This is a genomic window from Leptospira soteropolitanensis, assembly GCF_026151655.1.
Classification (GTDB): Bacteria; Spirochaetota; Leptospiria; order Leptospirales; family Leptospiraceae; genus Leptospira_A; species Leptospira_A soteropolitanensis.
On the sequence record NZ_JAMQPN010000007.1, the window covers coordinates 117,824 to 142,335 of the forward strand.

Sequence of the window (24,512 nt, forward strand, 5' to 3'; positions counted from 1 at the left end):
TAGGGGTACCAAAATCCAAATTCGTCACCTATCTTCTGATATGTGGTATAAATCTTGGGTTCTCTGTTTTTTTCTTGGATTCCTTTTCGATCCCATGTATGCAGAGGGCAAATTATTATGGGAAGATTGTATTTGGATTGGAATGGAACGTAATGGTAATTTGGGTTTGGAGCAAATTCGCTCTGAAATTTTTCCCATCCTTACTAAGGACAAATGGAAACAATACCTTCCCAAATTAGGCGTGCATTATTTTGGAATCTTTTCTAAAAACCAAGAACAAATCGATCAGGAATATCGCGATGTTCGTCTGCAAATCCAACAACTTCTTTACGATGGAGGAGAAACCGAAAGGGAAAAACAAAAAATAGAAATTCGAAGACTTATCCATTCGGAAGAAAAAAAACTTTTACGCGAAAAAGTTTTTAAATCGATATCTTTATCTTATTTTAACTCAGTAAAACAAAACTTAGTTGAATCAATTTACCAACTCAGGTCGGAACGTTTTCTTTGGGAGGAGAAAAAACGAAAAAAAGAAAGTGAACTTGGTCTTTCACCAAAAGGAGATTGGGAATGGCGAAAGGTATGGGAAGTAGAATTTCAATCCAAAAAGATTCATTCCGATTCGGCAAAGAAACTTGCTCATTTGGAATTACAACAAGCGATGTCTTTAGAGCCAGGTACAAATATAGTTTTGGAGAGGGGGCTCACGGAACGAATTCGATTATTTGATCCATATTTAGTCAAAAACTCTGCCGACAAAAACCATCCCCTTAGAAAAAAAGCCAGGTTACAAATGGAACTGGCTGAGCTCGATCAGGAAAGTTTAGAGAATGATTGGAAACCTAAACTCATACTCGGAGGATATGTTGGTAAAAATGGAAATACAGGATTCCCTTTACAAAATGAAATTTATGGATTGAGTTTTGGGGTTCAGGCCAATTTAGGTGGAACCAGTTTTCAAACCAATACACAAAATGGAATCCAGTCAGAAGGAAATGGAATTCAAAGAATTCCCGGATACGGCCCGCAACCAGTTGGTCCCGGAGAAAATTCATTCCAAAGTGGATCGATTGGTCTTTTCGATGATATAGGCCGGAATAAAAAAATCTTTGATTCTAAAATGAGTTTGTTACAAGCCAAGGCGGAGTGGCAACAATCAGAGATTTTGGTATTGAATCAAATACAATCCTCGGAAATTAAGCTAAATGAAATTTATCGTAAATACAATCTGTATTTAGAAAGTACGAAATCCATTTTATTCCAACATCGATTGAAAAGGGAAGAACTAAACCAAGAAATCATTTCAGAAATCGAATACTTAAAATCAGAAGAAGAGGTCTTTGTTCGTTTCGAAATCCTGTTAGATCATTACTTTCAATATCTAACAACTGCCCTAGACTTAGTTTTGTTACTCGGCGAAGATCCGTTTGATAATAGGTATTACAAACTTGAATCTAAAACATTTCCCAGTGATCTTACGATGATCATAGAACATTGGAAACAGGATGATCCATTAAAAAGTAAAAAAATAATCGGACCAAAAACAAAAAAAGCATACCCATTCTTTATGGAGGATCCATATGAAACTCGTTAGATGGAATTTTTTTTGTTTAATTCTGTTAATCAATTGTCATTCCCGGTTTGGTTCCATTCAGGACCTGCTTGGGATTTTACAATGGGAAGATACTCCTAAAATTCTGTCTATTTCTCCTTCCTCCGATAGTATGAATGTAAAACCCGAAACGGATGTTTCAATACTATTTAGTCATCCCATGTCCATTCAATCTTGCATTTCTGCTTTTTCATTGGAACCACAAGTAAGAGGTGTTTTTGAGACTAATGATTTCAGTTTGAAGTTTATTCCAAAAAGTGAGCTACCGTCAGGTGGTTATGTAATGAAAGTTACAAAACAGTGTGAAGATAAAAATGGAAAGGATTTGGACCGAGTTTATACAATTCCTTTTCGTGTAGGAGAAAAGGAAACTCCAGAACCACCCGAATTGGATTCTTTCGTCGTATTGACAGGAACCGAATCGGAATGTTTGGCTGGTGGGAACTCCGCAGAGATTAAGTTAGGTGAAATAGTTTCCGTTTGTTCAGGGATTCCTGGACCACCTTCCCTTCAGGTTCGTTTCACAAAAGCGATGAACCAAAAAGAAGTAGAATTGGGGTTAAGAATCGAACCATCACTTTCCTATCGTTTGGAATGGGATAACCCATCTCAATTTAGAATTGTACCTGATACTACTTTGCAACCAGAGACAAGATACCGTATATTATTTCCGAAGGGAATACACGCAAGCGATGGCGCTGAACTTAATGAAACGATACAACTGAATTTTTTAGTTGGGCCTGACTTAAGTGATCCAGAGGTAATTGGCTTTGGTTTAGAATCGCAAAATTGTGGATTAGGAATCCAAGAAATAGGATCGATATCGGGAGCTCGTTGGGATTCTAATTCTTGTTTTTGGAGCCGGGGCCTACCTATATTAAGTCCTTACTTCTATCAGTTTCGAGGTGGCGATGATGGCAGTGGGAGTTCTGGTGCTAACTTTGCTTGTGCCGATGTGGATACAGATAATTTTCGTATTTTCTTCAATCAATACATGGATACAACTTCTGTGATTGGTGCAAGTAAGTTATCAAAAATCTCGCCACCTTCGACAAACATTCGTTTGTCGACTTGGGTTTGGTCAAATTGTCAAACTACTTTTCCTTTTGGATGCAGAGAGTTAACTTATTCTTATGCAGAAAGTGAAGCTAGTTGTAACGGTTCATTATTTGGAAATATAGCAACAGGTGGAGATTTTAATCTATCGGCATCAGCCCTTTCTCCAAACTTTTATCCGTATTATGAATTTCGATTGGAACCGGAAGCAAAATCTATTTCAGGAAAACGTATGAAAGTTGGATTTGTGATCCAGCTGGAGGCAAAATGAAATATTCGTGGATACTGATTCCTGTTAGCTTGTTATCTTGCTTTTTAGATACTCACCAATTACAAAAAGTAACTTATCCATTACCGAATGGCGAAAAGATGCTTTTTGTTAATACGACCTCTCCCTCTTTTTATGATTCTTATGAAGATGTAAGAGATGCCAATCATCTGATTTCTGAAACATTAGAGGAGTTGGGATACTCTTTAGTGATTGGTGATAAAGTGTGGGAGGATCCACAGATAATGACTGTGGCAAAAGATAACATAGAATTGTTTCAGAAGAATTTGAAACCAGAATGGATAGAAGAGCGATCAAGAATTCAAATTTGGAAAGAACGGGCGACTTCAGTAGGTGCTAATGGCATATTTTTATTAAGGTATCACTTTTCTTTAGAAAATAAAACCAAACGAATCCGAATGCTTTGTATCCGTTTTGAAAAAAATGAAATCATTCGTTTTGACTGGAATTGGAATCCTGAAGTTCCGATTCCCTTCTATGAATCCATTCGATATAGGAAAGAGGTGCAAAAGTGAATAAAAGATACACGTTAATGTTGGCGATTTTTGTTTATCTTTCTTGTGCAAAACCATCGCCTGATCAATCGGAAATAAAAATTTTGAAGGATGCTTATCGTTCTGGCCATTTAGCAGTCGTAATGTCTATATTAAAAGAAATTCAGGATAAGCGAAGTTTTGTAGGTGAAGAAGAGGTTTTGTTTGCAAAAACTTTGTTTTATCAGGGCAACTGGAAGGAGTTTTTTTCTTTTTGGGATTCAGTCCAAAACAAAACTCCCGAAATTGTTTTACTCTATTTTAAAGCAGTGCTTATTTCAAAAGAACCAGTTCCAGTTTCTACAAACGATGAATTTAAACTGGTGGAATTATTGCCTGTATCACCTGAGGCTTGTTTGTTGTATTTAAAATTTACTAAAGACAAAAATAAAATTCATGAAAAGAAACTTTTTTTGGCCCAGAGCAAACAATTTCAAACCCATTTGGATAGATTACATTTGGAGTTGGGTGAAAAAAGATGAAAATGATTGAATTGTTTCAATGGATGAGTAATAGAACTATTTTTCGAAAAAGAATGATTACTAATAAATTAGAGGAATTGTATAAATCTCCTTTTTCTTTTTTATTCCTTTATCTCTTCCTCTATGGATTTCATTGTATCTGGAATTGGTCTGAGTTTATGAGTTTCAATAGGAGTTTGGAATTGGATGCTATTCATTCAGGAAAACAGATTTCCCTATGGAGTTTGTATCCATTTCAAATAGTAATTGTTTTGTTAGTTTTTGTTCTGTATTGGTTCATTTCATTTAGTATTATTTTTTTCTTTTCTTTAGGGGAAACTAACAAAGAAATATTTAGAACCAAAAATTTGCCGTTTTTTATGAGTCTTGTCCGACAGTTCTTCTTATTTGTTTGTTTGCTCTTTGTTGGAAACCAAATATTGGGACTACTGCAATACTTGGAATTTTATTCAGTATTAGTTGTTCTGTTTTGGTTTAGTTTGTTTTTGCTTTTTATCATCAAAAATGGTGATTTATATAGGAGGTTGTTTGTATCAGCAGATCATTCTACTTCTTTTTTATCACATAGTCTCGGTTATGTAAATCCGATTGTTTGTGTTTTTGTAGTTCTGGCATTGGCAAATGTATGAAATTAAATATAATGGTTGGATGGAAAAAATGGATTCAGAATCTCCTTGTAATCGGAATTTTTTACGTAATTTCGTCAGTATTATATACCCTTTTTTCTACATTGTATACCAGGAATCGATTTCCGTTACTTGCAAAATTATTTTATTTTCCTAACTATTGGGAAGTTCTGAATGAAGTTTCCGCAACGGAACCACCAAAACAAAGTTTGGTGTTTCAAAAACCTCGTATATTGGAAGAAAATAAGGTAATAGAATTCCCGGCTGTCGTGGAGCCCACAAAAGAAATTCAGTTACACAATAAACAAAGTGGTCGAATTCGAAAAATATATGTTGAGGAAGGTAGTATTGTTAAAGAAGGACAAATTTTATTGGAAATCGATGATGAATTGTTGCGATTGGAATCCGAAAGGCTTCGTTTATCCGCACAAGTTTCTGAATCAAATGCGGCCATTGCCTTGGAGAAATGGAAACTTGCAGAGAAACAGGTTGATGTAAAACTCCGAGAAATTGATAAAAAAACAGAATGGATTGAGTTGGCGGAAAAGGAATGGAATATAAGTAAAGATCTTAAAGAAAAAAAGATCATACTTTGGAAACAAGGTTTTGTTTCTTTATCAGAGATTGAAAAACTAAAACAGGAGGAACAGTCTAAAGAAACCCAATATAAAAACTTAATTCGGGATCGGGAAAACTTATTGTCAGGAATGAATTTAGAATTAGATACCGAGGATCTTGGTTTTGAAGAAAGGTTAAAAATTTGGAGAAAAAAGAATACTTCGCTCGAAAAATCAGAATATGAATTAGCTCAGTCACATCTTAAAATCATCAAAAATCAGATTAAATCGAACGAACAATTATTATCTGAAACAAAACTGAGAGCTCCTAAATCAGGAAAAATTTTAAAAATACAAATCAAAGAAGGGGAATTAACTACCCAATCTCCAGTGATGCTTTTGATGGAGAAAGGCGAGTTATCAGCGGGATTCCAAATTGGAGAATCAGATCTATCTTATTTCACACCCGGTAAGGAAATTCTCTTTCTTCCTTCCTTGGATCAATTGCCAGCTATCAGAGGTAAGTTGGACCAAGTAGGAGGTTTTTTGGATCCAAGATCGCATAGTATTGGAATCAAAGTTAAATTGGAGATAAAAAACAATGATATTTTGCCTGGAATGTTTGGTTTGGTTCAAGTTAAACTTCCTGACACTATAGAAAAAGTTATAATCCCTTTATCTTCGCTTCATGGCAATGAAACCAGTGGTTTTTATGTGAATGCAAAGGGAAAAGAAGGCGAGATAACCAAACGATACATTCAATTTAAACCATATTTATTAAACGAACTAGAAATTCTATCTGGTCTTTCCTCAGAAGACGAAGTTGAAACTAGTTTAGCTTTATGAAACTTGAAAATTACGTTTTTTCCCTGTTTAAACACAAACGTTTGTATTGGGTTTTGTTCTTTTGTTTTTTCTTGGGTGTAATTTTTAGACTTCCTGAGTTGGAGATTTGGTTATTACCTAAATTAACGCCAATGCGTTATTATGTGGTAACAGATTATCCGCATCATTCGGCAGAAGACACTGATCTTTCCGTGAGTGTTCCTATTTCTGAAATGGTTTCTTCTGTAAAATCTGTCAAACGAATCAGAACCGATTCAGAACATGGAAAGTCAGTCGTTCAAATAGATTTAGAGTTTGGAGCCTCAAATCTTGAGTTTAAAGATCAGTTGTATCAAACAATTTTAGAAATGAAAGATAGACTCCCGCTAGGTGCTCGGGCACCGCGGTTGTTACAAGGAGAGATGAAAGAGAGACCATTTATAGAAATATTGATTCCGAAAGGAGATCGAAAAGAATCAGATAGTTTTAATTTTTCTTTGCAACAGTTGGTGTTTCAATTGGAAAGAATCTCTGGTGTCACCGAAGTCCGCATAAAAGGAGAGCCAAAACATTCATCATTTATTTCCTTAAAATCTCATGTTTTGGATGTATTTCCCATTACTGTTCGTGATTTGGAATCACAGATACACGCGGCAATACGCGGAGGATCTCTTGGTAAAATAGAGGGATATACAAAGGATACAGAGTTAAAGTTCGCATCCCAAGTAAAGAATCATGAAGACCTTTTCGAATTTCCCATTGATTTAAGAGATGGTTATTCCGTAAATCTTGGGCAATTAGCAACTATATTTGATTCAGAATTGCCAAATGAAAAACTCACTCGACTTGATGGAAGAAGTTCTGTTTACTTAGCACTCTTTACGGATCCAACAGCGAATCCTTTAAAAATATCTTCGGAGGTTCGGAAGAAATTACAAAATTTAGATTTAACTCTCTCCCCATTTATATTTTTTGACGCATCCAATGAGTTACGTATTCAGTTAAAACAGTTTGTAATTAATTTAGTGTGGAGTTTGTTATTTGCTTTTTTGTTTTCTTATCTACTCTATCGGAGTTGGGTTCCGGCCTTTATTTTATTAACTTCAGTAGTATTCTCGCTTTTACTCTTTTTCCATTTGGTTTTGTTTTTTTCTATTTCAATCAATTTACTTAGTTTAGGTGGTATTTCTGTTGGAATAGGTATGTTATTTGATGCAAGTAACTTGGTCGTTTTCTCGATTCGTAAAAAATTAGAAAATAATATAATTCTGAATTCCGTCACAAAGGGTATTCGGTCGGTTCTTATATCATTATTTTCTTCTTCGTTAACAACGATTGTTGTTTTTATTCCTCTTTTGGTATTTCCACTGGAGTGGAATAGTTTCTTTTATGACTCCGGGATTTGTATTGCATTGTTAGTATTTTGTTCTTTTATTTCTTCTTTATGGATTGTTCCATTAGTCATTATCTCCTTTGCTGAATCATTAAAAGGTGCCGATCTTAATCTTACATTCGAGAGTCTGTTATTTTTAAAATATGAAAAATCTTATAAAATATGGGAAGGTTTAAATAAAAACAAGATAACTCTGGTTATATGTATTCTGGCTTTAGTTTCTTCCATCGGTTTTGGTTTCCATTGGCAGGTATTTCCGAAACAACCGAATATTGGTTTCTCATTGCTATTGGCACCCAAAACCACACTTTCATTGACAGAAGAATTAAGTGTTGTTCATGAATTACAAACTGAGATTCAAAAAATAAATCCAAACCATCCTAGTCTCGTGGTTCCCAGGGAAGGATTCGATCCAAAAAAACAAAATCCAAATCAAGCGATTCCTATTGAATGGAAACTGCTTGGATTGAAAAAACAAAAAGAATTGGAATCAATCCTTTCTGAACTACTTTCAACTAAAAAATGGGATTGGAAATTGGAGCCAATCGAATCTCAAGTGGCCATTGCTTTGCCATTTCTTCCGAAGGATTCTATTATTTTTTTACATGAATCTGCTCATGAATTACTAAAGGTTACGAATCAATTTAATGGCATTGCAAGGGAACTTGGATTTGCTGGAAGTTTGAATTTTTCCCCAAAACAAATCATAATGGAAGAGTGGTATCGTAATCAAATCCCAATTCCTGAGTTGATTCTTAACGAAGACGACTTAATGCAGAGAGTTCTATATAAGGGAAATCAATTGTTCTTGGGAACCATTGGAGAAGCAAATAAAAGAGATTTGTATATAGGGATAGATTCTTCGAATTTCGATTTTGTTGGGATTCCAGATTCCAAAAACATTCGTTTCAAAACAAAAACTTACGAATCCACTTTTATCGGATCTCTTTTTACTTCAAAAAAAAAGGATAGTTACACTGAATATCATCGGGAATCAGGTTTATTTTATAATGAATGGGTAGGAGAATCGTTGGGCATTGATTCAAACCTTTTTAAGAAAGAGGGCGGTTTGTCTGTGGTGTTTGAATCAGCTAAAAAAGAAATTCGTAGGTTTTATTTAATTCTTATACTTTTATTTCTCCTTTCGTTTGTATATATCTATCTAACTCTCGTCGGAATTTACGAATCATTCTTAATTCCTTGTTTTTATCTGGGAATATCTTTATTGTATCTGGCGGTAACAGTTGCTTCTATTTTCATTCTCTTTCGGGAATTTCATTTAGGCCATTATATAGGTTTAATTATTTTATTGGGTTTGTCTATAGATAGTATTTCTTTGTTTGGTGAGAAATGGATGGAATTTCAAAAAGAAGATCCAAATGAGAAGAAAATAGAAGATTCTTTTCGTTGGTTGATTTTGCCGATAGGTCTGAATTCCGGGACAACTTTAATGGGAATTTTGCCAGTGATTTTATTTGGTGTTCCAGGTTCTGAATTTTCCCAAACAATCGCATTGACAATGTTTGTTGGCATACCGATTTCTGTTTTCTTTGTTTTTTATATCTATCCAGTTTTATTTCAAAAGTATATGGAAAAAAATATATGAACCGAAATTGGATTCGATTTTTCCGATTCCGGCTTTTGGCTATTGTATTATTTTTTCTGTTACTTTCCATTTTTTCTATCGATAGACTTGTATTTGCTGAAGAAGTGCCTGTTTCTAATAACGAAACCTTACAAATTACGACTCTTTGGCCCAATAAAACAGCCCTGCAAATAGAGGAAAATATAACAAAACCGTGGGAACAAATTTTAAAATCGGTTTCAGGATATAAAAAAATCGAATCTATTTCGGAAGTAGGTAGTTCTCTGATTCACTTAGAATTAGAAGGAGGATTTGAGAAACAAAGTTTAATTCAGACAATCCGAAATGAATATCTATTACAAAGACAGAGGTTTCCGGAGGATTCTCTTTTCCCAAAAATTAAACTTGGTAAATTAGAGGGTGATTATATAATTATTTTGCAAAAAATTAAGGAGGGGCCTGAAAAAAACAGAAAGGAATTGGAACAAAAAATACGTAATATTTCTGGATTAGAATCGCTTATCCACTATTCGCATAAAGAAACTGAGATGGTAGTGCAAGTTCATTCTAATTGGATCCATGCAAAAGATTCCCCTTCTTTATCAGAAATTTTTACTACGATTCGAAATTACCATTGGGGTTTTGGTTTTGATCCTTTGAATCATATTTGGTTTCAAAAAGATTTTCCTATTCTGCCTGAGTCATTTTCTAAATTGGAAATTCCATTTCGATTGGGAGAAGGATTGAAGTTTTCTACTTTGGGAAAAGTTACTTTAGAAGAGAGAGAACTACGGCACGGAACAAGGATTAATGGTCTTAGCTCAGAGACAATGATTTTGAAAGCTGAGAACAATATTGCGCTGTATGGTCTCACCTCGGAGTTGAAAACTTTATTAAATAAATATAATGATTGGATTTTGTTATATTCTAGTCATCAGGATTTAATGAATGATTGGTTCCGGTTTTTCATCATTTTCTTTTCGGTGGATTTTCTTTTGGTTATTTTTGCTTCTTATCTTGGATTGGAAGGTACAAAACTTCCCATATATTTCTGCGCTTATTATACATCCCTTCTTGTTTTTCTTGGTATATGTGTACTCTTGGTTATTCCTATTGGCAAAGTTTTTCTTTTTTTATTTATTTTATGGAAATATTTATTTGCCATTTTTTCGTTAAAAAGGTTGGGGCCTTGGGCCAAACAGTCGATTTATTCCTTTTTTATTTTTATTCTATTTATTTACCTGGACTGGATTCCAAAAATTTTTGGTTTTATTTTATTATCAAATGTTTTCTTTTTTATATTCATTTCATTCTTAAAAATACTTTATAATCCTTTTATTAGAATCCATTGCCCTAAGTTTCCTTTGTTTGTCTTAGATTTGAATATTTCTTTTTTTCGGAAATATTGGAAAGGATCGAATGCTCCCAGATCATTATTTCAAATATTTTTAGTATCTATTTTCCTTTTTATCGGTTTTGTCTTTGCAATCCATTCTAGTGTTTCATTGCATCCACTAAGAATTCCCGATGGATCCATACAAATGGCAAAATTGGAATTTCCAACATCAATCCCTGAGCAGGAATCTCTTCGCATCACCAAACAAGTAGAAGATACATTATTAAAAAGACAAATTACTGATTTATTAGTGGTGAAGCAGAATCCATCGAATGCTGATTTTTATTATCGTTTGAACGAGAATGGACTTGAAAAAGGATTGAATGATTTACCTACCGAATCTGGGTATTTTCATACTTTGAGTGCGTCTGAGGTTAGCGCAGGTTATATCATTCGATTTTCAAATGCAGATACGCAAGTGTTAGAAAATTATATTCTCCCTCTGGTTCCCTGGTTACGTAATTTCGATGGAATTTCTGAAGTGGTTTTGTGTTTTCAGCCTTCTGTCGAAGGGCTTGAATTAATGGCTCCTGCTATGTTTAGAAATTTATTGAGATATGGTGTTGCTGATGCAGTAAGGGAAAGATCTTTAGATTTGCAATCGGCGATTGTTGGTAGGATGTTAATTAATGAAAGGTTAACGGACATTCGTTTCACTGTAGAACAAAGTAAAGATTTGGACCGATATAAAGAAAAAGGAATCAAATTACCTACGGGTATTACTTTGTTTGATAAATCCTTTTCTCGTTATCACGAAATTAAAACTCCAGGTCGAATTTACCATAAAAATGGTGATACAAGTTTGGAACTTTTAATTAAAGGTAATAATATTCAGTGGGATGAACTAAAATCCAGAATCAATCAACTCTTAAGTATTGGACCTGTCAGACTCACTGAAATTTTACCGCAGAAGAATTCGGAAATGAATTATCGTCCCATATTTTTATTTCTTTGGATCTTTGTGTTTCTATTTCGTAAAAAATCTAAAATACATTGGTTTTTGATGATAAATCTTTTTTTACTCCTTTGGAAAATGCAGACGTCGCTTTTCAGTGATGAATATTTATTATTTGGAACTCTGTCTATTGCACTTGCTGTTTTTCTTTTTTGGACAAAGGACTTTTTGTTTCGTTTAGGAAAGATAATTCCTCTCATCTTTTTAGTTTTAATCTCCTATTTATTCCCAGGAGAAGGTGGGAAATTCTTTTTTGAGGGATTGTCCCTTCTTCTTATTTTTTTTGTGATTCAAGATAAAATATTTATTATTGGGAGGTTTTTTAAAACCAACACTTCTTTTTGATACCTTAGAGAGTTGAGGTTCTCTATGTTTTCTCAACTTTTTTCTTTTCGAAATTTATTTATCATATCCTTATATATTTTAATTTCTGCTCTTTTTACGTTCACGATTTACGCCCAGTCTCTTTCTGAAACTTGGAACCCACCTGTTTACCAATCTTCGGATTATTCTGAATTTTATGGGGGAGTTTATTTTTCAAATTCTTTGGAAGAATGGGATTATAAAGTGGAAGAGGTTTTATACCAATCAATCAGTCAGTGGAAAGAATCCGCTGAGATAATGGTAGAACAAATGTTAGCTTTAGAGGATGGATCAGATGCTTTTATCGCAAATGAAGGATATTTGGATGAAAGAAGGAAGTCATTATTTTCTGAAGTGACAGTCCTCTATTCCGCATGGGAAAGGGAGTTGATTGATGATTATTTCGATAATCGTAACTCTTTTTTACATAAATTAGAAACGGGTAAAGTGGATTCTTTATACTTCCAAAGAATTGGCCAGGTATCAATGTATGAAGAGTACACGAAAGAAGAACTAAAAACCACTGAAAATAGAAATAGAATTTTAGAATCAGCCAAAGAATGGGAATTTCAGTGGAATCAAACAAGACAAGTCGGTTTGGATGCATTTTCCAATTCCTTTACAGAATTGGAAAATGACTATCAGGCGTACATTCAATCTTTAGCAGATACGGAAAATCGTTTTTCAGATAACTTAAGTGCCATTAATTCTTATAAAGAAACAATTAAAACTGCGTTAAGGGAAATGATTTCTCAATTACAGCTGGGTTTAGATTCAGAGTGTTCGGTAAATACTGGATGCCAGTATAAAAATTTTGATGGAAGTTTTAACGAAGCTGGGAAGTTATTTTCGAAGTTTATTGGAGATCTTTCTCTAGAATTAAATGGTCCAGGAATTGATCCAGATTCTATCCTAACTCTAATTTCCACAAAAATCAGAGATTTTTTATCTGATGAGTCGAATAAGGCATTTTCGGAATACTTGCGGTTTGAGGATCAAATTTATACATACCAAACCGGTTTTCAAATCAACTTGGATCAAACCAAATCAAAGTTTGATTTGGGAAGTGCACAATGGAATCTAAGGCATCAATCATTTTGGCAACTTTCTTCAGACAAGCGTTATGAAAATTGGTTGGCTGGTGGGCCCGGCGAAATCGGAAATTTTGGTCGTGTTTATGATCCAGAATTAAGAGCAATATTTCAATCAATCCACAATTCTAATTATCAAAGTTTGACCTCTCTTATCAATGGAAGATTAGGTGATGGTAGAAGTGTCCAATCTATCATTGCAGCAAATTTGTATACCGATGCTTATAATTTTATTAATAACGAAAATTTCGGCGGTTTTTACGTTCCTTTTGACAAAGCCCATCATACAACCGGAAATTTATTGTTAGATGGAAGGGACAAGTATGGGATTTGGATAGCGCAAAGAGATTTTTCAATGTCAGACCAAAAAAGGGTAGAGCTTCAGATGGGTGCCATCGGTTACTCCGTTCTTTATGAAATGTATGATGATAATTCTTACCAAACATCTTTATACTGGAATAGTAACTATTCTCAGTTAGGTGGACAGAGAGATCATTTTCAGAATACATTGCTTCCTGCAGTTTCCCATTGGGAAACGAAAGTAAAAGAATATTCGGATTTTTATGAAAATTGGAAAGATAATCGAGAAGATTTAATCGCTGATGCTAAGGCAAAACTGGAAACCAATAGAATGGATTTGGAACGTTCTAAGGAAGATTGGTTACAGCGTCTTGATGAGGAGAAACGAAACGGACTTAGATCTTGGACAGATTTATATAAAAATGGCGAAGGCGTTGAGAGCTCTTCACCCAACATTTCCTCTTGGTCCCCTTCTAACAAGTGGAATCCGTTTTATAACGAAAAACTTTCTGAATTTAAAAACTTAAGTATATTTGATGGTTCAACAGAAAACATAACAATTGGTAATAGTAGTCTCATTCATGAATTACAAAGAAGTATTGTCGGTGTAGGTCAATATGCATCAGTTCTTCAGATGAATCATGATTTAGAAGAATTAAAGAAGTCAGAACAAAACAAGCTTATTAATCAAATGGCCTATGAAATTCGCTGGGATTCTTTAGGCGGAAGAGAACTTTCCAAAGAAGAGAAAATTTTACTTGGAAGTTATGATGTAACACAACTTTCAAAAGAGGAACAAACACGATTCGGTTCCTGTTATGAAGATCCAGAAGAGACTCGCTGTCAGTCATTATTGAAAAAAGAATACGATACTGTAGTTGATACAAGGAATGGAGTCCTTACTTTAAAAAAAGAAATACATAATGGTTTGCTTGCTGGAAAAAATTCTGACGGGCAATACAATGCTGGAAAAATGGAAGACGTTCGCCATGTTCAGTTGAGTTCGATAGGGAAAATACAGTTAGCCAAAACAGATGATTTTTTTAAGATCTGGGATGAAGAAGATTGGGCATCGTTATACCAAAAGAAATCAGATATCGCTGATTCCTTTTTAACAAATTCTCTGCAAAAAGATAAACAATTTATCAATTCGAATTTAGTTTCGATCCAAGAGAAAGATAATCGAAATAAAGCATTGTATTTAGAAAGAAAGGAATCACAGGAAAATGCAGATTCAATTTTTCAAGAATTGGCCATTGCTTATTTAACGGGAGGTGCTGCAGGCGTAAAAGCCTCCTTAAAGGGAAAATTGGAATCGACAATTAACGGTGAATTGGCGAAGGCTTGGGTCACAGCTACAGGTGGTAGTGAGTCAGATATACAAACAGCCTCAATGCTGATTGATTTTATGCGTGGTAGAATTTCTGCCAAAAAAATTCAGTCGCGCGATCAATATATTTCAATCAAAAATCCCATCCAAGCTTTCGAATCGATGATTTCAAAAACATGGGCCGCGACCGTAAAGGTTATGGATGTCGGAACACTTGGTATGTCAACTATGGCTCTCAATTTGATGCAGGCTCCTTCGATGGCAGCTTATAAAACCATCGTGGGAGAGAGACAGTATGATAAAACAAACAAACAAATTGCAGGGACTGGAAATCGTATCCAAGAAATTAAAGAAAATGAACAGATGTTGGTTCAAAATGCAATTTCTATGGCAGTTTCGCAAGGGACTGGTTTCCCACTTGATGCCGTTTCTAAAATGTTAGGTGATAAGTGGAATCAAATCAAAGCAAAAAAAGCCAATAATGATATGGGAAAAAATCCCTTTTTAGACTTAGGTTCGCAGGTAGTAGGGGCCATCGGTGGCATCGCGAAAACAGCAGTTGTCGCTTTCGGGATGCCAGAAGATGAAATCTTATCTGTTATGGAGGATACAAATAGAATCATCAATGCGGGAAATATAAATCAAAATTCATCTTCAAGTGCTAGTTTTGGTTACAGTTTACAAGCATTGGGTATGCAAGCGAGTTGGACTCAACATAAAAGTGCTTATTTAGACCTTAGAGATTCAAAGGCTGTAGTGGAAGACCTTGGCAAAAAAGCCCTTTCCAAAGAAATCGCAAAATCTTTAGGTATGGATGAATCGGCCGTTGGCCAGATTGTGAATTCCAATTATTCTGCTTATCAAAAACAAAAAGCCGATAAGAAGGCAAGATCGAAGGCAGTGAGACAAACCGCAGTGAATGCTGTATCCATTGCGATCACGTTAGGTGCAAGTGGTGCTTTGGCTGGAGTGAATTCTGTTCTTTCAAATATTGGAAAAGTTGTCAGTGGAATCACAAACGGATTATTACCTGCGACTGCTCAGGTCGGACAAGTCGTAGCATCCACCTTTGTGCAAACCATCGCAGGTAGTCACGAAGGCCCGAAAGGTGCGATTGCTGGTTTTGCGAATGGTGCTATCGGTGGAATTACGCAAGGAATTGGTAAAATCCAATCAGGTTTTTTTAAGGGGATGGTTCCGGGACTTGGGGTTACCTATTCCGATAAGACTGGTTGGGGAGGTTCGATTGGGATTGGTAATGCTCTCAGTAATGTGAGTGTTAGTTTTTCCGAGCGGGGAGATACCTCCTTACAAGCTTCTAAGTCCTTGCCCGGTGGAGTGCAACTAACAACAGATGTGACAACTAACGGCGCTGCTAATATTGGATTTAATTATAATCCTACAGGTGAGGGTCCCAGAAAAGATTGGAATTTTTCATTGATGTATGATTTAAATGGTAGCGGTTTGAGTGGAAGTATTGGTTATACTGATCCGAATTCGAAACTTGGAATTACATCTTCCATTGATAAGGAAGGATTTTCCACCTCATCTGAGTTACAAGGAGTGACTTTGGGAACCAATTCAAAAAATGGATTTGAAATGCAGGAAATGAATTTTGCCGAACAGAATATCAATGCCTCTCAGGATGAAAGCGATATAGATAAATCCCCTGCCGATAAGGATGCTCCCGAACAAGAAGGAGATTTCCTTCGTGATTTCTCTGATGCCGGATTGGCACTCGCTGGTTTGCTTGCGGGTGGGGCTGCCGCAGCCGCCAAACTTTTTTCAGGTGCTCCATTACCGAATTCTTCACAAGGTGCTGCAAGTGCTGGAGAGTCTTTAGTTTTAGAGAGGGACCGAAGGAGGGAGGAGGAAGGGGATGATGCAGGAGATGAAGATTCAAACGAAGAAAATGATATTATTACACAGTTTAATCAAGAATTGTCCGAAGTTAACCAGATAATCCGTAATTTAAATGATGATCTGTCAGACTATTCGTTGGCAGATGGTTCGGCTGAAAAATCAAAAAATGATATAATGGCCGAAGGTGATTTTTCTGGCTTAACTCCGGCACAAGACTTTTCACGCAAATCATACTTAGTTTCTACTCTGTCAGAGATGTTCAAAGGAGGGAAAGTCAATGCCCAATACTTTGCAGACAATTTTGGAATATTGAGTAAGAGTTTAGATCCTGCAACACTTACAAAATTCCAAACGCTTGTAGAAAATAGTTATCAAAGAGTTAAAGACGACTCCGGTAGGCTTGTTTTTTCCCATGATCAGGTATCGATATTTAATCAGCAAACTAGTGTTGTTATCAATGGAAAACTTTTCGTAAGGGAACCAGGAACAGATTACTTTACTTCGGATGCAAAGTTTCCAGATGGAAAAGATCATAAAATTAAATTTACCCAAGAAGGAAAAATAAAAGAAGTTACTACAGACCTTAGGACTGGTCAGACCAAGTCAACAATTTGGGATACTAAAGGCCAAGAAATCAGAAAAGACTTAGGCAAGTCAAACCAAGAAGAATTTAACTCATTTCAGGATAAAGATGAACGCTGGAACAAGGTAAAAGAAGTTTATGTTTTGGGGAATTTCGCTACTGCTGAAAAAATGATTAACTCTAGCGCTCTTTCTGCTGATGATAAAAAGAAGATGATTGCTGAACTAAAAAGTTATAAAAAAGAATGGAACGATATGGGTTCAACAAAACAGGAAGCCTTACACCAATCATATTTGTTGAAAAAGTATGATTTACCGGTTTTGCAAACTATCTCCACGAATGGAAAAGCAGGTGATGAACCTGTAGCAAATGGTGGATTTTATAAAACCACAGTGAACATTGTAGATGGAAGTCGAATCGCTCCTTATCCAGACCAAGCCGAATCTATGAAAGACTTCAGATACAAATTGCATTATGAACCTTCAGAAAAAAATGGCTTTGTAGCTGATTCAAATGCTGGTAAATACAAAGTAGATTTAAATTCTGATTATAATGCTGGGAACGATATGATGTGGTATGGACCAAATACACAATTTAAAGTTTTAGATGTAAAAATAGAAGGAGGTAGTGGTGATGGATTCAATAATGCTGGTGCAGCGCATGGAACGAACATTCGACTGGCACTTCTTGATAAGAATGGAAATACGACATCCGTTGTGGATGTCGTGCATTTAACTGCCATTAACAATCAGCTCATTGAAGCATTACAAAGCACCGATCCAAATAAAAAAATACTGCCTGCTGGAACATTTTTAGGAGCTACTCCTAAAAAAATCGGAGATACTTCCGGGCCACATTTGCACATGCACTCTTACGGGCCAAACGGAAATGATCAGATGGAAAGAAAAGATTTTTATGACCATTGGGTGGGAGATAAAAAATGAAAAGATTTATAATTCTATTTTTTGGATTTATTTTGATATTTTCTTGTTCTGAAAAGGGAAAACCCATGACTAAAGCTAAAAAGCCCATAGCGCAAGAAATAATACCAGACAAAGAGCTTGGAGAAGGAGTGTACTATAGAGATTTCCTTAATGCCATAAAAATTCAAGACTGTAAAGCTATTCTCAGTGTTTTAGATGATACAGTTTATTTCAGCGTAGGTGAAAAGACCGATGGTATATTTAAAAGGAAAGATGGATTTTTGGAAGAAAAATCCAGGTTTTCTATTTGTGATTTGTTTTTTGATACAATTACTCTGCAAAAAAAGATAGCCATCTTGTTCAATACGAACGAAATCGAACCTTCCTTTCTTTCTCCCCGAGATTGGGTAGAGAAATCTATGAAAATTAGGTTCATTGCAATGAAGGCGACAAGTGATGGCGATGAAGTCAATATTGCTTTTTTTGGAGGCAGATACTTTTACCCTGAGGATCAGTACAGAAATTCAAGAGATCTGGATTTTTTGTTTCGTTGTCCAGATGGGTATCTTAATAAATGTTATCTATATTCGTATACGGCGCATTGAGTTAATCTAAAAACTGATGTTATATCGAATTTTACAATCTAAACTATTATCATTTATAATTCTGATCAAGTTTCCTAAACTTGGTCAAAACTACAATAATGAATAAAAAAGTTCATTAAGTTAAATTATGGTTACTGAAAAGAAGACTTGGGAGACAAAAGCTAACGTAAGAAGCATCGATTCCTTATTCAGACCGATTAATTTATTCTAAAATTTAGTGATATATCGATAACTAGTTCATAAGGAATCCGTCTTTCCTTTGGAAAAGTGTGTGATTCATTGACATCATCCCAGATAGGAGTTTTATGAATCAAATCATGGAATTTATCCATAGGAGTATTGCCATTTAGAGCCATGTGGTCGCTCTCAATTATAATAATGTTGCCAAACTGCTATGTCCATCTGTAAGTTTTAAGAATTCAAATTTACATTTAAATATAACTATTGTAAGTCAGTTGATTGTGATTGCTCTACTTTTCCATTAAGATGTAGAGGCGCTGGTTTATTCGGTCGGAATTTTATAGAATAATCCATTAGAATCTTTTGAACATTAGTCGCAAAGAATTTTCTCCCTCGATCTGTTTGTATTTGATTAATTAGGAATGGCATTTCTTTGAAAACTTGTTCCAAAAACTCCAATGTGCATTTTGCTGTTTTTCCTGAAAATAAGTCCAAAGCCCTATATCTAGTGCAGTCATCAATTTCTGTATACTTGTATATGCCATTTTTAATCTTCTTAACATCGATTTGGACTTTGTCCCCAAGAATCGGTCTCTGGTATCAATTGTAACGTTTCTGTCGTTTTGGTTTTATCAAAGTCTTAACTGCCAAGAACCTTATGTATGGTCGCCAATGATAGTTTGAAATTGTTATTACGTAGTAATTTTGATAGAATCATTTTTGCACCCAAATTGTGTTCTTCTCGTAAAGATTTAATTACTAATTCAATTGTTTTTGTAAGTTTCAATTTTGGTGAACTTTTGGGATTACGAGATAAATTTTTCGAACCATCAATTCCAGATTTTAAATAACGATTTACCCACTTTCGCAAAGTCGGCCGTGAGATCCCACATCGGCGGCAAGTAAACTCTGCATTTCGTGATTCGAATTAATGTTTAATCCATATCAATCGTTGTTTTATTTCTGCGTTTATATAGACAATATTTGTTGAAAGGATATCTATGAAATAATTCATTACATCATCCTGGTGATGAATGAAGCCTTCGTTTATTATAAAACCGCATCGACCATAGGAGCGAGGGTTATGGCTAACGAAGGTTTAACTAGGTAGATGGGCCAAGCGAACCATACTTAAGTGTGACTCATAAAATTAGATTAAAAACTTCGAAACCGGTATAAACGTAAAATCTGGTATGGGCAGAAATCTTTTTGCGACACAAAAGTCGTGTATGTCAGATGAGTTTGAAATTAAAGGTATAAAACGATAAAAAATGGCTGCAGAACCAAAATTATTTCAAACGAATGATAGTATACTTAGTCTGGCTTAATTTTTCCTGAAATAGATCGCATAACAGGAAATCCTTGTTGAATCAAAATGTAAGAAATGAACAATCTACCTATGAAGAAATATTTAGTAACAATTTCCCTCGTTTTTTCTGTAGCAAATTGCTCTACAAAAAAAAAGATAGCGATGATTTGACGCAGCTTTTACTCCTTTCAGCGCTGACATCTAACTCGACACAAACATCTTGCGGATATATTGCAAGTGCACTTACCGGAGTAAAACCAGCGGGAAAATTTGAAGCATCCCGAACACTCCAAACAATAGATACATGGGAATCACTCCAAAATGGTGGGACTATCGGCCAAGGAGTGGTTGTATTTTTCAGAGGAGTTACTGCCAGTGATCGGGTGAAGTTTGTATATTCTAGTGGTTCGTTAAATGACTTTGCTCCAGGTTCCAGCAAATCTACTTCAATGAATTGTCCATATAGCTATGCGAATCGAGTAGAAGGATATGACACTCTTGGAATGACTCGCAATGCGGCCGTAAGCGATACTTGGATTTTTAATGCAAGTGCGACAACACCTTCACAATTTACAATGTATCTTGGACGTGACAATTTTGATGATCTTACCAAGACAGTAAAAGTAATTATTGAGTCTCAATAGAATCACATTTATCGCTGCCCTCAAGGATTATTTCATGCAGAGAGGGCAGTCATTTCGTAATTCAGTTGAGTTTCCACTTTAGTAGAAATCATTTTGATTAGAAAAACTACCACAACAAAATCAAACTAAGCGCTTTTAACGCCAGGTCACTCTCCGCTAGTAAGAGTGAAGAATAAAGAAATCTAAACTTTCCATATATATACAAAATCGGTTCGGTCGGCCCAGGGGAGTGGGAATTCGATTTTTCGGAGTTTGATGGACTCGCTTCGGAGATATTCTCGAATGTCTCGATCACGGAATATTGTTTCGCTAAAACAAATTTCTCCGGAGTTTGCGACTGATTGTAGTTTGGCAGTGTAGTTGACTGTATTTCCAAAGTAATCAATGTTACTGTTTAGATTTACAGCCAGGCAATTGCCCGTATGAACGGAGATTCTGATTCTAACGGGTGTATGTTGGTTTTCTGGATGAAACCATTCTTGCATTTCTTTTGCAGCTTTTAATGCTTGTAAGGGGCTGAAAAAACTTGCCATAACGGCGTCTCCAATAGTTTTTACAACTACTCCTCTGAAATTCTGAATGATTTGGTTTGTTTTGATGAAATGTTCACGGACTTGTAAAAATGCACCGTGGTCACCTTCTGTTTCATAGAATTTTGTAGAACCGACTATATCTGTGAAGAGAATAGTTTTGATACCAATGTCTAATTGTAAATTAGTAGCGATGGCTTCTTCGGAAAATAGATCTCTGAATTCTTGGTAGTTAAATATTTCTGATGGTCTAAGGCTTGTTTGATCCTCATTTCTTTCTTCTAGAATGATGGTGACATCAGAATCAGATCCATTTTCAAACACTAAGTTTGGTTTTGGGGAAACTTTGATTTCTTCTTCTTTTGTTTCTGGTAACCACAGAATGTCTGTTTGTGGGTATGCAGATTTAATATCCACAAGTCGGTATCGTTTGTCTCCTTTTTTTCTTAAACGAAAAACTCCTGACCCAATGAGTAAATTTGAAGAATATGATTTTTTAGCAGGGATTGTTTTTGTGAGTAGAATGTGTTGTTTTGTTGCTGGTTCAGCAGCACAATAAAATTGTTTTTCAATCGTTCTAATGCTTGGATGAAGATGAAAGGTTACTTCAATGGAATTGAGGCCAGTAGTATCGAAATCAATTTCACAAACTTCACATTCGTCTTTAGATGGTAAATCACTCAAACGAGTAAGGCTTGTCCGTACCCCTCGGCAATGAGGGCAAACAATATCCCAACTAAGTGTAAAAATACTTAAGCGACACCCATGCAAAAACAAAAATAATACTTCATCAGGATCTAAATTTAAATTTCGACTAACTTCCTTGATTCGGATTCTGTCTAGTTCATTGTCAGATGCAGATTTTATCCACTGAAAAACGATAGAGACAGTTTCTTTGGCAATGCCCTTGTTGATTAGGTTTTGAGTTTCTTTATCTAGTTTTTCTGGATGTATCCATTGGGCTTCGGGGGCATAGGAAAATTCTTTCCCAGTAATTAGTTTTTTCTGAGGTTTTTTGCGTTTGATTTCTTCTGCAATTTCATTAAAAGCTTTGCGATAGGACACTTCCAACTTTGGCATTGCATATTCCAAAAGTTTCCGCATAAAGAAATTTCGTGGAATCCAACCAAAGTATAAATAGACTTTACTTCTTGATTCACCTAATGTTTCTAAGATGATTCGACAGCGGACATAGAATCCAAAACCTTTTCTATAGATTCGCGCGTTACCAATTTCTTTGAGGTATTCCCAATCCCAAGGTACTTCTTCCCATTCTAATTGGAAACCAGCTTGTCTTGTTTTTCCTATGAGTTTTCCGTCTTTTTCTTTGTAATCGAACCTAGGCATACCAACCCTTTGGTTTAAAGCTGAGGTATCGATCAAATGAGGCCAAATTTCTTCTCTTGTGACAGGGAGATCAAACTCCCAAAGCGAATCAATAGGCTTTGCAAGTGATTTCCACCGTTCTTCCCAAGGATATTTTTGCAGTAAAGATTCTAAATCGATCATAATGGCTTTAGGATGAGAGTTGCCTTCCCTCCATTTCCTTTGACTGTCAATTCTCCATCACTTTCTGAAATTTTTTCAGCATTGGAGAGTACGATTTGTACGCCATTTGGATAAACAAACTTTGGGGTTTTGATGATGCATGGTTCCGCGATGGCAAGATCCGATGACCATTCAAAATAAAATTCGCGTTTGTCTAAATCGTATTTCATTTGAAGGGGTGTACCTTGGGTAAAAGCGGCATAGGGCCGACAAAACCCTTCGATTGCCCGACCACCACCACCATAAACATCTGGGTCAGAGCCAGGAATGATTTGGTCTTTGGAAAAGATGCTTAGGTCTTCTTGGTTCCAACCATCTCCTACCATGAGATCGTTTTCATTGGAAGCTGTGTAATTCCAAAGAGTGTTTGATAAAAAAAGTTTGTCCATTGCATTATACATTGCATCGAGAGCCATCACATGTAGTTTCCAAATTTTTGGGGAATGGTTTCCTTTTTTCCATTCTTTATAGGCTTTGCCACCTTGAAGGTCAAAAGGAATGCCGAATTCTCCGACAAGACTTGGGATTTTACCAGGAACTGAATCAGCTGTATTTTTAATTCTCGTTAGTTGCCTTACATACATGGCTTCTATTCCAGATTTTCCAAATACGGGACGTTTGCTCGAAGTATCAATCGCAATTGGATAGAGGAAAGTTTTGAAAAGAAGAGTCAGTATGTCATACCAATGTGCGGCATTAACTGAAAGTTTGGGAACTTCTCCGTTTAGATGAGGATGCGTGAATGCATCCGAGGCTTCCCTTTCGATAAAAACCATCCAATCGTTTCTGATTTCTTGAATGGTCTTACCAACTGTGCGCATAAATGGAATGAGATAATCGGCATCAAAGTCGATTTCACGTCCATTTACCTTTTGGAAAAAATCATTTTTTTCAATAAAAGGTGTGCCATCTTTTGTGATCGTATAAGCACCTTCTAATTGGAATGGATCGCCAGGAGATTCGGGTAACCAAATAGATACTTTGTTCTGATTGACGGTGACCGTTTTTGTAGGAACAAATCCACCTTTCCAAACTTTTAAAGTAAGATAAGGTAAGTCCACGGAATGACCATGAGATGAAAATAGTGCATCGATAGGAGACCAACCAAGCCCTGGTTTGGCAGGCTCTTCCTCTGTGTTTCTAAGTCCTCGATCATTCATGGCCCGACCAATAAATCCCTTTCCCGGTTCATTCAGGGTATCAAAACCTAAAACAAAATCAAAATCTTTAACCCTTTCAGCAATTTGTTTCATGCAACCCAAATAGTGGTCTTGCAAATAGTTTTGAACGTTTTTGCCATCGATTAAGAAGTTGGGTGCAAAATCTTTTCCTCCGAAAAATAAAGTCCAAAGGATTCCATTTCCAGCATAACGGTAGTTTTGTGACCAACACATTGTTGGATAGTTATCTTCCTGACGAATCCCTGGTTTTGTGTAGTCATAAGCTCTTTGCATCACTAGACTTGCATCGGCTTCCGAAAGTTTGCGATAATCAATTCCTAATTTTTCAAAGATCCAACCGGGGGCGCCATCACCTCCTGTCATACGAGACCAGACATCCTGATGAAAATCGATGAATACGTAAAAACCATAATCACCCGCCATACGGACAATTTCTGTGAAATAATTCAAATAAGCTTCGTCATACTCGTTTGGGCCTTTATGTTCTATTGCCTCCCAAGTGGTTAATAAACGAATCACGTTAAATCCCCATTTTTTTAGTCTTGTGAAATGGGTATCTGCTTCCGAAAGAGGGAAAGGGCGGCCAATAAAACTCACTTCTTTGTGGTCTGAAAAATCTGAGGGAAACTGTGTTCCACCGTTAGGAAAAGGAACTTTGGTGTCTCCACCTAAGTTAACTCCTCTTAAAATCACCTTTCTTCCGGTTGCGTCTACAAACCATTCGCCTTGGGGAGAGAGTTTTTTGGGTATCAT

General features: G+C 35.8%; 13 protein-coding genes and 1 pseudogene. 11 read left to right on the forward strand and 3 right to left on the reverse strand.

Annotation, left to right across the window (positions count from 1 at the left end; translation table 11 throughout):
* The first annotated feature begins 94 nt into the window (after window positions 1-94).
* The 10 genes from ND811_RS14720 to ND811_RS14765 are packed head-to-tail and all read left to right on the forward strand — an operon-like array spanning window position 95 to window position 18,367.
* Window positions 95-1,594: a TolC family protein gene (locus ND811_RS14720; RefSeq protein WP_265365534.1), complete on the forward strand. Its 1,500-nt coding sequence runs from the start codon at window positions 95-97 to the stop codon at window positions 1,592-1,594.
* Entirely contained in the window at window positions 1,581-2,939 is a 1,359-nt protein-coding gene (locus ND811_RS14725; protein ID WP_265352738.1) for an Ig-like domain-containing domain, read from the forward strand. Before ND811_RS14720 ends, ND811_RS14725 begins: the two co-directional genes overlap by 14 nt.
* The gene (locus ND811_RS14730; RefSeq protein WP_265352737.1) at window positions 2,936-3,472 is read left to right on the forward strand and encodes a hypothetical protein; all 537 of its coding nucleotides are present in this window, start codon (window positions 2,936-2,938) and stop codon (window positions 3,470-3,472) included. The genes ND811_RS14725 and ND811_RS14730 overlap by 4 nt, the downstream gene beginning before the upstream one ends.
* Entirely contained in the window at window positions 3,469-3,972 is a 504-nt protein-coding gene (locus ND811_RS14735; RefSeq protein ID WP_265352736.1) for a hypothetical protein, read from the forward strand. The genes ND811_RS14730 and ND811_RS14735 overlap by 4 nt, the downstream gene beginning before the upstream one ends.
* Window positions 3,969-4,601 carry a hypothetical protein gene (locus ND811_RS14740; protein ID WP_265352735.1) on the forward strand — a complete coding sequence of 211 codons (633 nt, stop codon included), beginning with the start codon at window positions 3,969-3,971 and terminating at the stop codon, window positions 4,599-4,601. The genes ND811_RS14735 and ND811_RS14740 overlap by 4 nt, the downstream gene beginning before the upstream one ends.
* The gene (locus ND811_RS14745; protein WP_265352734.1) at window positions 4,598-6,001 is read left to right on the forward strand and encodes an efflux RND transporter periplasmic adaptor subunit; all 1,404 of its coding nucleotides are present in this window, start codon (window positions 4,598-4,600) and stop codon (window positions 5,999-6,001) included. The genes ND811_RS14740 and ND811_RS14745 overlap by 4 nt, the downstream gene beginning before the upstream one ends.
* The gene (locus tag ND811_RS14750) at window positions 5,998-8,979 is read left to right on the forward strand and encodes an efflux RND transporter permease subunit (RefSeq protein WP_265352733.1); all 2,982 of its coding nucleotides are present in this window, start codon (window positions 5,998-6,000) and stop codon (window positions 8,977-8,979) included. Before ND811_RS14745 ends, ND811_RS14750 begins: the two co-directional genes overlap by 4 nt.
* Window positions 8,976-11,654: an efflux RND transporter permease subunit gene (locus tag ND811_RS14755; RefSeq protein ID WP_265352732.1), complete on the forward strand. Its 2,679-nt coding sequence runs from the start codon at window positions 8,976-8,978 to the stop codon at window positions 11,652-11,654. Before ND811_RS14750 ends, ND811_RS14755 begins: the two co-directional genes overlap by 4 nt.
* Window positions 11,655-11,678: 24 nt before the next feature.
* A complete protein-coding gene (locus ND811_RS14760; RefSeq protein WP_265352731.1) occupies window positions 11,679-17,783 on the forward strand; it encodes a TIGR04388 family protein in 6,105 nt (2,034 codons plus the stop codon).
* Window positions 17,780-18,367, forward strand: coding sequence for a hypothetical protein (locus ND811_RS14765; protein WP_265352730.1), 588 nt, complete (start codon window positions 17,780-17,782; stop codon window positions 18,365-18,367). Before ND811_RS14760 ends, ND811_RS14765 begins: the two co-directional genes overlap by 4 nt.
* A 197-nt stretch (window positions 18,368-18,564) precedes the next feature.
* Here ND811_RS14765 and ND811_RS14770 read toward each other — a convergent pair.
* Window positions 18,565-19,520, reverse strand: a pseudogene (locus ND811_RS14770) (DDE-type integrase/transposase/recombinase).
* A 392-nt stretch (window positions 19,521-19,912) separates the two neighbouring features.
* Between ND811_RS14770 and ND811_RS14775 the strand changes: the two are divergent.
* A complete protein-coding gene (locus ND811_RS14775; protein ID WP_265352729.1) occupies window positions 19,913-20,500 on the forward strand; it encodes a hypothetical protein in 588 nt (195 codons plus the stop codon).
* A 182-nt stretch (window positions 20,501-20,682) separates the two neighbouring features.
* Here ND811_RS14775 and ND811_RS14780 read toward each other — a convergent pair whose 3' ends face one another.
* A complete protein-coding gene (locus ND811_RS14780) occupies window positions 20,683-22,539 on the reverse strand; it encodes an adenylate/guanylate cyclase domain-containing protein (RefSeq protein ID WP_265352728.1) in 1,857 nt (618 codons plus the stop codon).
* Window positions 22,536-24,512, reverse strand: a complete 1,977-nt coding sequence (locus ND811_RS14785) for a glycoside hydrolase family 5 protein (RefSeq protein ID WP_265352727.1) — start codon at window positions 24,510-24,512, stop codon at window positions 22,536-22,538. Before ND811_RS14785 ends, ND811_RS14780 begins: the two co-directional genes overlap by 4 nt.

What these genes read in the sequence shown, in the direction of transcription:
- ND811_RS14720 (WP_265365534.1), top strand. Translation starts at nt 95, where the DNA reads ATGTATGCAGAGGGCAAATTATTATGGGAAGATTGTATTTGGATTGGA.
- ND811_RS14725 (WP_265352738.1), top strand. Translation starts at nt 1,581, where the DNA reads ATGAAACTCGTTAGATGGAATTTTTTTTGTTTAATTCTGTTAATCAAT.
- ND811_RS14730 (WP_265352737.1), top strand. Translation starts at nt 2,936, where the DNA reads ATGAAATATTCGTGGATACTGATTCCTGTTAGCTTGTTATCTTGCTTT.
- ND811_RS14740 (WP_265352735.1), top strand. Translation starts at nt 3,969, where the DNA reads ATGAAAATGATTGAATTGTTTCAATGGATGAGTAATAGAACTATTTTT.
- ND811_RS14745 (WP_265352734.1), top strand. Translation starts at nt 4,598, where the DNA reads ATGAAATTAAATATAATGGTTGGATGGAAAAAATGGATTCAGAATCTC.
- ND811_RS14750 (WP_265352733.1), top strand. Translation starts at nt 5,998, where the DNA reads ATGAAACTTGAAAATTACGTTTTTTCCCTGTTTAAACACAAACGTTTG.
- ND811_RS14755 (WP_265352732.1), top strand. Translation starts at nt 8,976, where the DNA reads ATGAACCGAAATTGGATTCGATTTTTCCGATTCCGGCTTTTGGCTATT.
- ND811_RS14760 (WP_265352731.1), top strand. Translation starts at nt 11,679, where the DNA reads ATGTTTTCTCAACTTTTTTCTTTTCGAAATTTATTTATCATATCCTTA.
- ND811_RS14765 (WP_265352730.1), top strand. Translation starts at nt 17,780, where the DNA reads ATGAAAAGATTTATAATTCTATTTTTTGGATTTATTTTGATATTTTCT.
- ND811_RS14780 (WP_265352728.1), bottom strand. Translation starts at nt 22,539, where the DNA reads ATGATCGATTTAGAATCTTTACTGCAAAAATATCCTTGGGAAGAACGG.
- ND811_RS14785 (WP_265352727.1), bottom strand. Translation starts at nt 24,512, where the DNA reads ATGATACCCAAAAAACTCTCTCCCCAAGGCGAATGGTTTGTAGACGCA.